Source organism: Citrobacter sp. RHBSTW-00017 (assembly GCF_013797615.1).
Lineage (GTDB): Bacteria > Pseudomonadota > Gammaproteobacteria > Enterobacterales > Enterobacteriaceae > Citrobacter > Citrobacter braakii.
This window is the reverse complement of the sequence record NZ_CP056899.1, coordinates 1,546,099-1,559,969: the sequence shown is the minus strand read 5'-3', so window position 1 is coordinate 1,559,969 and position 13,871 is coordinate 1,546,099. Positions and strand designations below refer to the sequence as shown.

At 49.5% G+C, this 13,871-nt stretch carries 14 protein-coding genes; 1 reads left to right on the top strand and 13 read right to left on the bottom strand.

Annotated elements, in window-relative coordinates; all coding sequences use genetic code 11:
• Positions 1-100 precede the first annotated feature (100 nt).
• The 6 genes from cysA to HV037_RS07465 all read right to left on the bottom strand — a co-directional run bounded on the left by cysA (position 101) and on the right by HV037_RS07465 (position 5,692).
• A complete protein-coding gene (cysA, locus tag HV037_RS07490; RefSeq protein ID WP_049282272.1) occupies positions 101-1,198 on the bottom strand; it encodes a sulfate/thiosulfate ABC transporter ATP-binding protein CysA in 1,098 nt (365 codons plus the stop codon).
• Positions 1,188-2,063: a sulfate/thiosulfate ABC transporter permease CysW gene (cysW, locus tag HV037_RS07485; RefSeq protein WP_016153932.1), complete on the bottom strand. Its 876-nt coding sequence runs from the start codon at positions 2,061-2,063 to the stop codon at positions 1,188-1,190. The genes cysA and cysW overlap by 11 nt, the downstream gene beginning before the upstream one ends.
• Entirely contained in the window at positions 2,063-2,896 is an 834-nt protein-coding gene (gene cysT / locus HV037_RS07480) for a sulfate/thiosulfate ABC transporter permease CysT (RefSeq protein WP_003038061.1), read from the bottom strand. Before cysT ends, cysW begins: the two co-directional genes overlap by 1 nt.
• On the bottom strand, positions 2,897-3,913 hold the full coding sequence (locus tag HV037_RS07475) for a sulfate ABC transporter substrate-binding protein (RefSeq protein WP_016153933.1): 1,017 nt from the start codon (positions 3,911-3,913) through the stop codon (positions 2,897-2,899).
• Positions 3,914-4,069: 156 nt separating this feature from the next.
• A complete protein-coding gene (gene ucpA / locus HV037_RS07470) occupies positions 4,070-4,861 on the bottom strand; it encodes an SDR family oxidoreductase UcpA (RefSeq protein WP_016153934.1) in 792 nt (263 codons plus the stop codon).
• 174 nt (positions 4,862-5,035) lie between these two features.
• Entirely contained in the window at positions 5,036-5,692 is a 657-nt protein-coding gene (locus HV037_RS07465; protein WP_094761076.1) for an FCD domain-containing protein, read from the bottom strand.
• 144 nt (positions 5,693-5,836) lie between these two features.
• Between HV037_RS07465 and HV037_RS07460 the strand changes: the two genes are divergently transcribed.
• Positions 5,837-7,153 (top strand): anaerobic C4-dicarboxylate transporter family protein, encoded by a 1,317-nt coding sequence (locus HV037_RS07460; RefSeq protein WP_016153936.1) that lies wholly within the window; start codon positions 5,837-5,839, stop codon positions 7,151-7,153.
• A gap of 121 nt (positions 7,154-7,274) precedes the next feature.
• Here HV037_RS07460 and HV037_RS07455 read toward each other — a convergent pair whose 3' ends face one another.
• The 7 genes from HV037_RS07455 to HV037_RS07425 form a co-directional block, all read right to left on the bottom strand.
• Positions 7,275-8,591 carry an anaerobic C4-dicarboxylate transporter family protein gene (locus HV037_RS07455; RefSeq protein WP_181500213.1) on the bottom strand — a complete coding sequence of 439 codons (1,317 nt, stop codon included), beginning with the start codon at positions 8,589-8,591 and terminating at the stop codon, positions 7,275-7,277.
• Between the two features lie 80 nt (positions 8,592-8,671).
• Positions 8,672-9,369, bottom strand: a protein-coding gene (locus HV037_RS07450; RefSeq protein ID WP_223274117.1) for an IS1 family transposase whose coding sequence is annotated in 2 segments (ribosomal slippage) — positions 8,672-9,120 and positions 9,120-9,369 — 699 coding nt in all. Because the reading frame shifts where the segments join, the coding sequence is not laid out codon by codon here.
• 60 nt (positions 9,370-9,429) lie between these two features.
• Complete coding sequence (argH, locus tag HV037_RS07445; RefSeq protein WP_047416385.1) at positions 9,430-10,806, bottom strand: argininosuccinate lyase; 1,377 nt, start codon at positions 10,804-10,806, stop codon at positions 9,430-9,432.
• A 456-nt stretch (positions 10,807-11,262) separates the two neighbouring features.
• Positions 11,263-12,162 (bottom strand): porphyrinogen peroxidase, encoded by a 900-nt coding sequence (gene yfeX, locus HV037_RS07440; protein WP_016153939.1) that lies wholly within the window; start codon positions 12,160-12,162, stop codon positions 11,263-11,265.
• A 93-nt stretch (positions 12,163-12,255) separates the two neighbouring features.
• The gene (locus tag HV037_RS07435; protein WP_016153940.1) at positions 12,256-12,831 is read right to left on the bottom strand and encodes an RpoE-regulated lipoprotein; all 576 of its coding nucleotides are present in this window, start codon (positions 12,829-12,831) and stop codon (positions 12,256-12,258) included.
• A gap of 59 nt (positions 12,832-12,890) precedes the next feature.
• The gene (locus HV037_RS07430) at positions 12,891-13,340 is read right to left on the bottom strand and encodes a DUF2919 domain-containing protein (RefSeq protein ID WP_016157098.1); all 450 of its coding nucleotides are present in this window, start codon (positions 13,338-13,340) and stop codon (positions 12,891-12,893) included.
• Positions 13,327-13,752, bottom strand: coding sequence for a GNAT family acetyltransferase (locus tag HV037_RS07425; RefSeq protein WP_003038048.1), 426 nt, complete (start codon positions 13,750-13,752; stop codon positions 13,327-13,329). Before HV037_RS07425 ends, HV037_RS07430 begins: the two co-directional genes overlap by 14 nt.
• Between the last annotated feature and the right edge of the window lie 119 nt (positions 13,753-13,871).

Sequence of the window (13,871 nt, the reverse complement as noted above, 5' to 3'; positions counted from 1 at the left end):
TGCCGGGTGGCGCTGCGCTTACCCGGCTTACAGGTCATGCACCACCCGTTAAGCCCGGTAAGCGCAGCGCCACCGGATGATAACTATACGAATTAACCTATCAGGCACTTTGCGCCAGGGCAAGTTCCTCTTCACGCGTTTCAATACGCTGGTCGCCATTATACAAACGCGCATTTTGCAGCCCAACAAACAGACGTTCGCCGCGGTTCGGGGAATCATCGCCCTGCATAATCACCGTCAGCGGTTCGTTATACCACCCCAAGGGTTGCACAACTAATTGGGTGTAGTGTCCTTTCGGGCTGGCTTCCAGCACCTGTACCGGCAACGGCGAATCCAGACTGGTACGACGGCTGACGTCCACTTCCCACGGACGCAAGAACAGATCCACCGGACCCTGATAGCCCGGTGTATAGCCCAACGGCCAGCGATGTGCGCCCACGTGGAATTGTCCACCGCGAATCGTCCCTTGCAGGCGGTTAACTTCACCCATAAATTCCAGGACAAAACGGGTAGCCGGTTCGCGCCATACCTGATCGGGCGCATCGGCCTGCTCGATATGACCCTGGCTCATCACCACCACGCGGTCTGCGACTTCCGTCGCTTCTTCCTGATCGTGGGTAACAAACACGCTGGTGAACTTCAGCTCTTCATGCAACTGACGCAGCCAGCGACGCAGTTCTTTACGCACCTGAGCATCGAGCGCGCCAAACGGCTCGTCGAGCAACAAGATCTGCGGCTCTACCGCCAGCGCACGCGCCAACGCCACGCGCTGCTTTTGCCCACCGGAAAGCTGTGCCGGGAAACGGTCCGCCAGATGAGCCAGTTGAACCATCTCCAGCAGTTTGATCACCTTTGCTTTGATCGTCGCCGCATTCGGGCGCTCCCGCCGTGGCAGAACAGTCAGACCAAAAGCGATATTGTCGAAAACGGTCATATGACGAAACAGCGCATAGTGCTGAAACACGAACCCCACCTTACGGTCGCGGGCGTGCAAACGGCTGACGTCAGTGCCATGGAAACGGATATGCCCGCTGGACTGATGCTCCAGCCCGGCGATGATGCGTAGCAGCGTGGTTTTGCCCGATCCAGAAGGCCCCAACAGGGCGACCATCTGACCTGAAGGAATATCCAGCGAGATATCGTTCAGCACCTGTGTGCGACCAAAAGACTTCTTAATATTGGCAATCTCAATGCTCATGATTTTCCTCCTGCTGCGCGCGTTTCTCCTGGTTTTCCAGGCGCCATTGCAACATGCTCTTCAAAAACAGGGTAATAATCGCCATCAGCGTTAATAGCGCCGCGGCGGTAAAGGAGCCGACTGTGTTGTAGTCCTGCTCCAGTAATTCAATCTGTAACGGCAAAGACAAGGTTTCACCGCGAATCGAGCCAGAAACCACCGATACCGCGCCGAACTCGCCAATCGCACGGGCGTTGGTCAGCACTACACCGTACAGCAATGCCCAACGGATATTCGGCAGCGTAACGCGACGGAACATTTGCCAGCCGGATGCGCCAAGCAGAACCGCCGCCTCATCTTCATGGCTGCCCTGGCTTAACATCACCGGCACCAGTTCGCGCACCACAAACGGACAGGTCACGAACACCGTCACCAGCACCATTCCCGGCCAGGCAAACATAATTTGCAGGTTGTGTTCATCCAGCCATCCGCCAAGCGGGCCGTTAGAGCCGTAAAACAGCAGATAGACCAGGCCAGCGACCACTGGTGAAACGGCAAACGGAATATCCAGTAACGTGAGCAACAACTGGCGTCCAGGGAAGTTAAAGCGGGTCACCAGCCAGGCCAGTAACACGCCAAACACCAGGTTCACCGGCACCGCAATCAGCGCAATCAGCACCGTCAGCCAGATGGCGTGCAGCATGTCCGGATCAGCCAGGTTGTGTAATACCGGCATCAACCCCTTGCTGAACGCCTGCACGAAGATGTAAACCATCGGCACCAGCAAAATAAAGGCGGATACCAGCATGCCCGTGCCGATCAGAAACCATTTCCCCCAGTTGATGCGGGGTGCGCCATAACGTTTCAATTGGGTAATGTCTGCCATCAGTGACCTACCACGCGTCGACCAAAGCGACTTTGCAGGGTGTTAATTGAAAACAGCAGCAGCAACGAAGCCCCGAGGATCACAGATGCAATCGCGCTGGCGGCCGGGTAGTCAAACTCCTGCAAACGAACAAAAATCATCAGCGAGGTCACTTCCGTTTTCCATGCGATGTTTCCGGCGATAAAGATAACCGCGCCAAACTCACCGAGGCTGCGGGTAAACGAGAGCGCAACGCCCGCGACTAGCGCGGGAGACAGCTCCGGCAGTACCACTTTACGAAAGCTCTGCCAGCGCGTAGCGCCGAGCGTTTCCGCCGCTTCTTCATACTCCGGACCTAACTCTTCCAGCACCGGCTGCACGGTACGCACCACGAATGGAATGCTGGTAAAAGCCATCGCCACCGCAATGCCAAGCCAGGTGTAAGTCACTTTAATATCCAGCTTCGCCAGCCACTCGCCGTAGAAACCATTGACCGAAAAAAGCGATGCCAGCGTCAGACCTGCTACCGCCGTAGGCAGCGCAAACGGCAGATCCATCAGCGCATCCAGCAGCGTACGGCCCGGAAAGCGATAGCGGGTTAAGATCCACGCCATCAGCAAACCAAACACGCCGTTAAAAATCGACGCCACAAACGCCGACAGCAGCGTCACTTTATAAGCCGCCACCACCTGCGGGTTGGTAATCACATCCCAGTATTGCGCCCAGCTCATTTGCGCCAATTGCATCACCAGCGCGCTAAGCGGCAGCAGCAAAATCAGGCAGACAAACAGTAAGCTGGTGCCCAGGCTCAAGGTGAAGCCGGGCAGTACGCGTCGGGAAGAAACAGCAAACATTTACTTACGCCCCGCCGCCAACAGTTTGTCCAACTCACCGCCGCTGACAAAGTGCGTTTTCATTACCTCAGGCCACGAGCCAAACCTGTCTTCCACGCGGAAAAGTTCGGTCTGCGGGAATTTATCCTGCAGTTTGTCCATCACCTGCGGGTTATTCACGCGGTAGTAGAAATCGGTAATGATGGTTTGCGCCTGCGGGCTATACAGCCAGTTCAGGTAAGCTTTTGCCGCTTTTTCAGTACCGTTAGCCTGCACATTTTTATCTACCCAGGCCACCGGGAACTCCGCCAGAATGTTGACCTTCGGCACCACCACTTCGAAGCCCTGGTCTTCATACTGTTTACGGATGTTGTTCACTTCTGATTCAAAGGTGATCAGCACATCGCCCAGGCCGCGTTCCACGAATGTGGTGGTTGCCCCGCGACCGCCGGTATCAAACACTTCCACGTTTTTCAGAAACTGGGTCATGAACTGTTCAGTTTTGGCTTTATCCCCACCATCCGCTTTATCTGCCGCGCCCCACGCAGCCAGATAGGTATAACGCGCGTTACCGGAGGTTTTCGGATTCGGGAAAATCAGTTTCACGTCCGGGCGAACCAGGTCGTTCCATTCGTGGATATTTTTCGGGTTACCCTTACGCACCAAAAACGCCATGGTGGAATAGAATGGCGAACTGTTATTCGGCAGACGACTTTGCCAGTCGGCCGGGATCAGCTTGCCTTTGTCATGCAGGATCTGCACATCGGTCACCTGGTTATAGGTCACCACATCGGCTTTCAGCCCCTGCAGAATCGCCAGCGCCTGTTTTGATGACCCGGCATGAGATTGTTTAATCGTCAGTTTGTCACCGCCGTTATCCTTCGCCCATTGCTGTTCAAACGGCGGGTTAAGGGCGGCAAACAGCTCGCGAGAGACATCGTATGAACTGTTCAGCAGCTCCGTTGCCTGCGCCTGACCCACCAGCAACAGCATTGCTGCCAGCGTCAGGGTTCTTTTTTTCAGTAAGTTAACGGCCATTGCGCACCCTTATAAATTTAATGACTTTCTTATGGTCATCATATTTATAACCAGTGCTAAAGGAGTAACGGTTTTATATACCGTTTGATGATTTGAAAGTTGAAAAGAGAATAAGGGTACCTCCTCCCCAGCGCACGGGGAGGAGACCGGCATCAATCAGACGCCGACGCTAACGCTTTCCGGCAGGGTGCTGCCACCATCAATCACGTTTTGCGTGCCAGTTAAGTAACTGGACTCATCCGACGCCAGGAATGCCGCCAGTTCACCAACCTCAAGTGGGCAGGCCAAGCGGCGCATCGGGATCGCTTTTGCCATTTCGACTAATACGGATTCAGGATCCTCCGGATTAGACTGACGAGCGATATTTTCCGCCATCGGCGTACGAACGTAGCCCGGGCAAATAGCATTAACGCGAATGCCGGACTGCGCGTATTCCACCGCCAGAGATTTGGTCAAACCGATGATTGCGGCTTTCGACAACGCGTAGGCCGTTTCGCCCGGATCGGCAACCATATCGCCGGTCACAGATGACATCATCACGATGCGCCCGTCTTTGCGCGCAATCATCTCCGGCAGAACGGCTTTCGTCACGTTCCAGACACCTTTAATGTTGATATCAATGTGGAAATCGCGATCTTCATCGCTCATATCAAGGAAGTTGCCGAGGCGACATACGCCCGCATTGTTGACCAGAATATCGATTTTGCCTTCAATCTTCTTCGCGCGTTTTACCGCTTCCGTGACCGACGCAAAATCTCTGACGTCAGCGTGTACGGCGGTGCAACGGTGCCCGCGCCCAGCCAACTCATCCGCCAGTTTTTCAATCTCATCGGAGATATCCAGCAGGATTAGGTTCGCGCCATGGCGGGCAAATGTTCTGGCGATCCCTTCGCCAATACCCTGAGATGCGCCCGTAATCAATGCTGTTTTGCCCGTGAGTTTTCCCATTTCAATATTCTCCTTTTGAATATGAAGCATTCGCTTCATTCACGCAGAAGATACAGCAATAACAAATAAGTGCTGAGGAATAGCTCACTAAATCAGGTTAATCTCAGGTAAAAAAAGTCCCCGGCATTGCGGGGACCCAATAGTAAACATGCTCTGACCAGGTTAACAGAAGACTTACAGCCGTTTTTCCAGCAAATGTGCTCTCATCAACTCCGATGCCATCTGCGCATCCCCTTTTTTAATATGAAGCAGTATTTCCCTCTGTTTTGCCGCCGTATCAAGAAAATACTGACGATCGTTCGCAGGTAACGACTCCCTTGTTTTCTCAAAATAAGTAATGAGGACATCAGAGAAAACCTGCAGCACCCGGTTGCCACTCGCCTGTAGCAAGAGCAAATGAAAATCTCTATCGTGACGATCGGCCTCCTGGGGGTTATCCGCATTCTCTTCAATAAGCCTTAGCTCATTTTCAAGTTTGGAGAGCATCGCCGGAAAAATTCTACGCGTTGCCAGAGGGATAATCGCGCACTCAATCAGGATCCTTGCCTCTGTAAATTCCGTGATATCAAACCCAGACAAATCAAACTGCATTAACAACTGGTGATTGATGTTGTGCTGTTCCAAATTCTTCAAGACGCTGCCACGACGAGGAGATCGTTCCAACATTCCCATCTGTACCAGTGTGCTGAGCGCCTGACGAACTTTATATCTTGATGTATTAAAACGAACGGCAAGCTCAGTTTCAGTTTCAATGCGACCATCAGCATTGCGGTTAGCATCATCAAGCAGATAATTTTTAATACTTTCAAACAGTTCGTTTTTGTTATCCATAAACACTCTCGGATTAAAGTGCTGCAAAACTGATGAGTATAAATAATCTAATAAGTTAGATTGCTTAATATACTGTTATGGTAAGATTATAGCCCCTATTATTCAAATTATACCAAGCCATTTGTTAATAAAAAGGAATTAATTATGGTGTTATTCGTAACTCAGTTTGCGATAGTACTTATATGTATCGGTATAGGTGGGCGTTTTGGTGGGATTGGCCTGGGGGCTGCTGGCGGGTTAGGACTCGCTATCCTGACTTTTGGTTTTGGACTCCCTCCCGACTCACCTCCTTTCACTGTTATTTCTATTATCCTTGCGGTTATCACTTGCATCACAATCCTCCAGGCGGCTGGCGGGCTTGATTTATTCGTTACGATGGCAGAACGGATCCTCAGAAAGTGGCCGGGCGCTATCACTTTCCTCGGCCCCGCAGTCGCTTACCTTTTTACTGCTATCTGCGGAACAGGATATGTTGCCTTTTCGGTTTATCCAGTCATTGCTGAAATTGCAGCAGATGCCAGGGTACGGCCAGAGAGAGCCATGTCGATGTCAGTAATCGCTGCCAATTTTGGGCTTATTGCCAGCCCGGTCAGTGCGGTCGTTACAGGGACAATTGCTGTCCTTGCTGGATTACATGTCTCTGCTTTAGATATCTTGTTAGTCACCGTTCCCGGAACGTTCCTTGGCTGCGTTGTCGGCTGCCTGTTCGTCTTTAAAAGAGGTCATGAGCTTAAAAATGATCCGGAATTCCAACGCAGGGTTGCTGAAGGTGAGTTTGAATCAGTAAAAGCTGAAGAGCGAACAGCCAATATAGTGACAAAAGAGGCGAAGAGAGGATTGCTGATTTTCCTTACCGGTATCATTCTGGTCGTACTTATGGGTTCAATTCCTGAATTACGTCCTGAGTGGAATAACGGTACCGGAATGGAGCGTATGAGTATCCCTACCACGCTGCAAATAGTTATGCTGACAACAGCATGTATTATTATGATGGTATGTCGAATTTCTCCGTCAAAACTCGATTCAGGTTCTGTCTTTAAAGCAGGTCTTGTAGGTGTTGTCGCCATATTTGGTCTGTCATGGATGATGAACTCCTTTTTTGAGGCATGGCACGAATTATTTAACACGGCTTTCCACGGTTTCCAGAATCCAGTCTTGTTCGGCATTATTGTTTTTGGTCTTTCAGCCGTAATTTATAGCCCCGCAGCGACTGCTGTAGCGCTACTCCCCGCTGGCGTGTTAATGGGATATCCGGCAGAAACCCTGGTCGCCCTGCTCCCGCTGACTTGTGGATCATTCATTATTCCAGGGGGGGCACAGATTGGCTGTGTGGCGTTTGATCGTACCGGGACAACTCGAATTGGCAAGTATGTGGTTAATCACAGCTACATGCTACCTGGTCTTGTCACCGTTGTAGCATCAACTCTTTTTTGCTTCCTTTTTTCCAAAATGCTGATGTAGTGAGAGAGCAATTTAATTGTGGTAAACCTTTTCCTCATGGCATCCCCCCCGAATGAATTCAGAGAGGATGCCTGTTACTCACTTCTGAATAGCGCCACTGCAATTTTCCATAGAATGTACTTTACAGAACAACCTGAGCAATGAGATAAGCAAAAATTACCTGAGAGATAACCATCACAAAGCCCGGACGAATATAGCTATGGTTGACAACAAAACGTCCAATCTTTGTGGTACCTGTTCGATCAAATGCAACACAGCCGATTTGATTTGCTCCAGGTATAATAAAGTCACCACAGGTACAAGCAAAAATAGCGATAAGAAACGGGGCTGGAATACCTAAAGTAACACCGAGTGGCATGATGGCAGCTACCGTCGCCGCCGGGCTCATAATGACCAGCGAGAACAAGAATACAACCACACCAAATAGCATTGGTGCATCATTGACAATGTCACCAAAAACCTTAATCAGTTCTGGCTGATAGGCATCAAAAAACGTCGCCGTCATCCATGAAACACCGAGTATTGCTACCACTCCCATCAAACCTGCACGGAAGACTGAGCCGCTATTCAAGGTACTACTTGGTACTTTACTGACAATCATAATAAACAACGCGGCTGTCAACATGACCATCTGAATAACCATTGGGGTTGACAGTCTTTTTCCATCCCAGGAAGGGAGTAACTCAGTAAAAGAACCTAAAATAAGTACCAGTACCACACCAATCGCAAAGATAACGACACCTTTTTTAGCGCCAGCTGAAGCAACAAATTCTTTTTTCTGCTCAGTATGCATGAACTCATATTCGCCAGCAGCAACTCTCCTCTGGAATTCCGGATCATCCTCCAGCTCTTTTCCGCGTTTATAAACTGAAAAGCTGGTAACAATAGCTGCCATAAAGAATGATGGGAGAGCAATCGTCAGTATTTGTCCAAGGCTAATCCCGGCATATTCATGCAGAATAGCCAGCATCCCCGCGGTTGCCGCACTCATCGGACTGGCAGCAACCGCGACACTTGCCGCAATAACCGTTGCGGACAACGCTCGCTCCGGACGGACCTTTGCTTCAGCAGCAACTTCAGCGACAACCGGATACAAAGAGAAAGCAACGTAAGTAGTCCCACAGAATAGCGTAAATATGGAAGTTAATATGGGGGCAACAAAAGTAATTGCCTGTGGTTTTTTACGGAGTAATTTTTCAGCCACGCGCACAAGATAATCAAGCCCACCAGCGGCCTGTAATACGCTGACAGCGCCAATCACACAAATAATAATTAGCATTGCAGTAATAGATGGTGCGGAGGGTTTAAGTCCAAAACCCAGAACTAATATTGCAACACCAAGTCCTCCACCAGCACCCAGCCCCATTCCGCCATAACGCCCGCCTATACCAATACAGGCGAGTACAATAAATAATTGTATAAAAAATAAAGCATCCATTTTTCACCTCAAAGCGTCTCCCGGATATTGCATCCGGGAGATATTAATTACTATGCTCGGGATTAGGTAATGACTCCAACTTACTGATAGTGTTTTATGTTCAGATAATGCCCGATGACTTTGTCATGCAGCTCCACCGATTTTGAGAACGACAGTGACTTCCTGCCCAGCCTTGCCAGATGCTGCCTCAGATTCAGGTTATGCCGCTCAATGCGCTGCGTATATCGCTTGCTGATAACGTGCAGTTCTCCCTTCAGGCGTGATTCATAAAGCGGCCAGCCATCCGTCATCCATACCACGACCTCAAAGGCCGACAGCAGGCCAAGAAGACGCTCCAGCGTGGCCAACGTGCGTTCACCGAATACGTGCGCCACAACCGTCCTCCGTATCCTGTCATACGCGTAAAACAACCAGCGCTGGCGTGATTTAGCGCCGACGTAACCCCACTGTTCGTCCATTTCCGCGCAAACAATGACGTCACTGCCCGGTTGTATGCGTGAGTTTACCGACTGCGGCCTGAGTTTTTTAAGTGTCGTAAAATCGTGTTGAGGCCAACGCCCATAATGCGTGCACTGGCGCGACATCCGACGCCATTCATGGCCATATCAATAATTTTCTGGTGTGTACCGGGCTGAGAGGCGGTGTAAGTGAACTGTAGCTGCCATGTTTTACGGCAGTGAGAGCAGAGATAGCGCTGATGTCCGGCAGTGCTTTTACCGTTACGCACCACGCCTTCAGTAGCTGAACAGGAGGGACAGCTGATAGAAACAGAAGCCACTGGAGCACCTCAAAAACACCATCATACACTAAATCAGTAAGTTGGCACCATTACCCGGGATTAGTTTAAATATGATTTAGCAATTTCGATCTGTTTTTTAACAGCATCAGTCCCTGTGCCACCATAAGACATTCTTGATTTAATACATGCTTCGAGAGATATACTCTCATAAATATCATTTTCGATTTTATCATCAAATGTGTGGAATTCATCCAGAGTAAGCTCTTCCAACATTTTTCTATGTTTTATACAGTAATTAACAGCACTGCCAACAATATGGTGAGCTTCTCTAAAAGGAATGCCTTTACGAACCAGGTAGTCAGCCATATCGGTTGCGTTTGAAAATCCTCTTGCCGCTGCGCTGCGAGTATTATCTGAAAGAATAACCATTTTTTCGAGCATCGGCGCCATAATTTTCAGACTGGTCTGTAAGGTATCCATAGAGTCATAGACCTGCTCTTTATCCTCACTCATATCAGTATTATAGGCCAGAGGGATACCTTTCATAATGGTCAACATCGCCATTAGATTTCCGTACATACGCCCCCCTTTGCCGCGCATTTTTTCAGCCACGTCGGGGTTTTTCTTCTGTGGCATGATGCTGGAACCGGTACAGAAATCATCTGAAAGCTCAATAAACTTAAAATCCTGACTTGAGAATAAAACCAGTTCTTCTGACAAACGGGTAAGATGCATAAAGCACATAGCAGCGGCAGCAGTGAATTCAACCATATGGTCACGATCGCTGACAGAATCAATACTGTTTTCAGTCGGCTTGTCAAAGCCAAGCTCTTTAGCCGTGAAATCACGATCAATGGGGAAAGTAGTACCGGCAAGGGCTGCTGAACCTAAAGGGCATTCCCCCATGCGTTGATAAAGGTCTGCAAAACGAGTCCAGTCACGGCGTAACATCCAATAATATGCCATTATCCAGTGCGACAGAAGTATAGGCTGACCGGTCTGTAAATGAGTATAGCCAGGCATGATCGCATTAATGTTATTTTCAGCCTTGCTGATAATAACTTTTTGTAGATGAACGATATCCTGCTGAATTTCACGAATAGTCGATCTCATGTGCATTTTCGAATCGACAGTCGTCTGGTCATTACGACTGCGGCCGGTATGTAGCTTCCCGCCAACAGGACCAATTATTTCTGTCATACGTCTTTCTATCGCCATATGAATATCTTCATCAACGGTATCAAAAACGAATTGCCCGTCCTCAATCTCTTTATTAACTTGCCTTAACCCGCCAATAATCGCATTCGCTTCATCCTGCGTGATAATCCCCTGACGGCCCAACATAGTGGCGTGAGCAATACTCCCCTGAATATCAAAAGGGCAGAGACGTTGTTCCAGCATAATTGTCGCATTATAAGATTCGACCAGTTTATTTGTAGGCATATCAAAACGCCCACCCCATAATTTTGTAGACATAAAACCTCCAATGACCCTTTGTTGCAAAATGGTTAAATATAAATTCCGTTATTTTTCGGTCATTTTCAGATTACAAGACAGTCATTTTAATTGTCAACAAATGAAGACATTAAATCAATTTATATCTAAATTAATTACACTTATTATTTATTTTGTTTTCATAAATTGCATTAAAAAACCTGATCTTCATCACATTTAAATTATGATTTAATTCAAATATATTCAGAATTTTTAAAGTAATAAATTGGTATTAATAGTTTATTAATTCTAAATAATTCCATTTAATACCGTTGTCATAACCGAGAAACTGGCAGATAAATAATAATGAAAGTGGGAGGTGATTTTTCAGGATGAGCGTCAACGCGAGTGCATCATCAGCATGGCGGACGTTGGGTGATTCGGGGGAGAGCTATATTGTGCCAGATGGCGGCATCAGCGCCATCTGGCATCAAAAAATTACAGGGCCAGCAAACGATCCAGCGATGGCGCGAAATAATAGCCGCCGGTCACCGGTTTAGTGAAACGCAGCATCGCATCGCGCTTGCCGTCAGTGTCGCCAAACATGCTCAGCAGTTGCTGCTCGATGTTGTGCAAACGGGCGCAATAGGCACAGAAATAGAGGCCGTGCGTACCGCTGGCGGTGCCGTATGGCAGGCTCTGGCGCACAATTTTCAGTCCTTTACCATCTTCTTTGAGATCGACGCGGCTCAGGTGAGAAGTAACCGGACGGTCATCACCGTCGATCTCTTCGTTGGCTTCCTTGGTACGCCCAATCATCATTTCCTGGTCATGAATGCTCATGCGGTTAAGCTGCTTCAGGTTATGTTCCCAACGCTGCACAAACACATAGCTGCCACCAGCATCCACGCCATCTTTAATAACCGCGACTTCACGGCGCGTTTCAACGCCTGCCGGGTTTTCCGTTCCGTCAACAAAGCCGCTGAGATCGCGCTCTTCAACCCAACGGAAACCGTGGATCTCTTCTTTGACTTCAATACAGTCGCCAAAGGCTTCCATTGCCGCCTGTGCAACGGAGAAATTCACGTCATGACGCAAAGAGAGAATATGAATCAGCACATCATACTGGGTGGCTGGCGCAAGACCTTTACCGTAAGGGATAAAGTCTTTTAACTCTTCTGCGCCAACGCCGCCGCTCAGTGTACGCCAGGTGTTGTTGCCAAAAGCAACAACCGCGCCCAGATGCGCATCCGGGAACTTCGCTTCAAAGGTCGCCAGCTTATCGGCGAAGGTTTTGCTGGCCCCACGCAGAGCCTCAACGTCGCCTTTAACATTGGCTTCAATCCAAATCGCCGCACGGCAATGTTCTGGCAAAATGCCACTCTGAACCTGAGACATTGTTCCTCCTGAAAAAAAGATGCCACGACATCGTGGCATTGATGGGCGCTATTCTACCTGTTTTTTTAACAAGCCGATTTGTTCAGACGCAAATTAACGCCGCCAGATAATTTTGCTTACTTTCCATGCTTTCAACGTATCGTCAGACGGCATTAAGCCCTCAGGCCCGCTCCACTCACCGGAAAAGACGTAGCTAATATGTTGACTTCCCTCAGCTTTGCATTCAACGCCCGCGCTGTCATCGCCAGTCGCCTTCTGACAATTACCAAAGGCTTTAGTGTAAAGGTCGCTAAACGGTGTACCGATTTCGACACCCGCAGAAGAGGGAATATCGCTGTCGACTACATCAATACGGCTAATCGTTCCCTGATTGCCATTGATAACCATCGCCAGCTTGTCATCTTTCATCGCTTCATAAAAGCGCACCACATTACCGTTATCGGTCTTCATCCCACTACGCAGGCGGTAATCACCGTCCAGCGCATCAGCAATGGTTTTTTCATCCAGCGGGGTTGCGCCAGTTAACGCTCCGACGCCCTGCTCAGTGACCTGCGTTGAAGAACCAAACCAGTTCCACGGATTGGCGGCAGACCAGTTCACCGATGACAACGTTGAACACCCGGTCAATAGCAGCGGCATCGCGCATAAAGTCAAACGCAGTGATTTCATTTCACTTCCTTCCTTATTTATCAACGTTGCTTGGAGTCCGGTTTCGCCAAAAAGTGCCGTTATTCTTTCTCGAGGGAAAAACAGGCGCGCAGACGTTGATTAGTTAACAGCCAGATCAGCGCAACGACATCCGCCACCAGCAGCGCCAGCCCGACGCCGTTGACCGGATCGCCTGCCAGCCACATCACCGGCTGCCAACACAGTAGCACCAGTTGAGCGAGGATCAGTAATCCTCGCAGCCAGCGCCATACCACCGGAAACGCAAAGCGTCGCCCGCTGAGTAAAAATGCTAATACCGCGGGAACGCCGGGAAGCAAACCCAGCCAGAAAGCGTCGTGATCGGGATAAAACAGATTCAGCAACGTGTTGCCCTGCTCACGGGAAGAACCGGCAATCACAAACAGAACCCAGGTGCGCGCCTGCAGCAGCAGCACGCACCAGAAGAGAAAAGGCAGGCGCAGACGCCCATGAGCGTCATAGTCGGCCGGATGAAACTCAGTACTCTTCATCTTCGATCAAACGCTTGCCCAGATTGAGTACATCCGCATGTTCATAACCCAGACGTTCATACATACCCTGTACGACGTCATTATCGTCACGCACCATGATTTGAATCTTCGGACAACCGCGGGCAATGAGCTTTTTCTCCAGCCGGTTGAGCAGCGCATTGGCAATGCCGCGACCGCGAAACTCAGGATGTACGCCCAGGTAATAGGCCGAGCCGCGATGCCCGTCATATCCGCCCATCACCGTACCGACCACCTCGCCATTCACTTCAGCGACCAGGAACAAGCTGACGTCATGATTGACTTTACGCTCAATGTCCATTTCAGGATCGTTCCATGGACGCAGCAAATCACAGCGCTCCCAGAGGGTGATCACCTCTTCGAAATCTTCCTGGCGAAAAACGCGTATTTCCATGGTATTGGGTACCTTTTCAGGACGTTAAAAAGCGATTATGGCGCGAACGGCTGATTTAGCCAATATCTGACGCGAAGCGGCGGAAAAAATGGCATAATACGGAATTGTCACGTATTGAA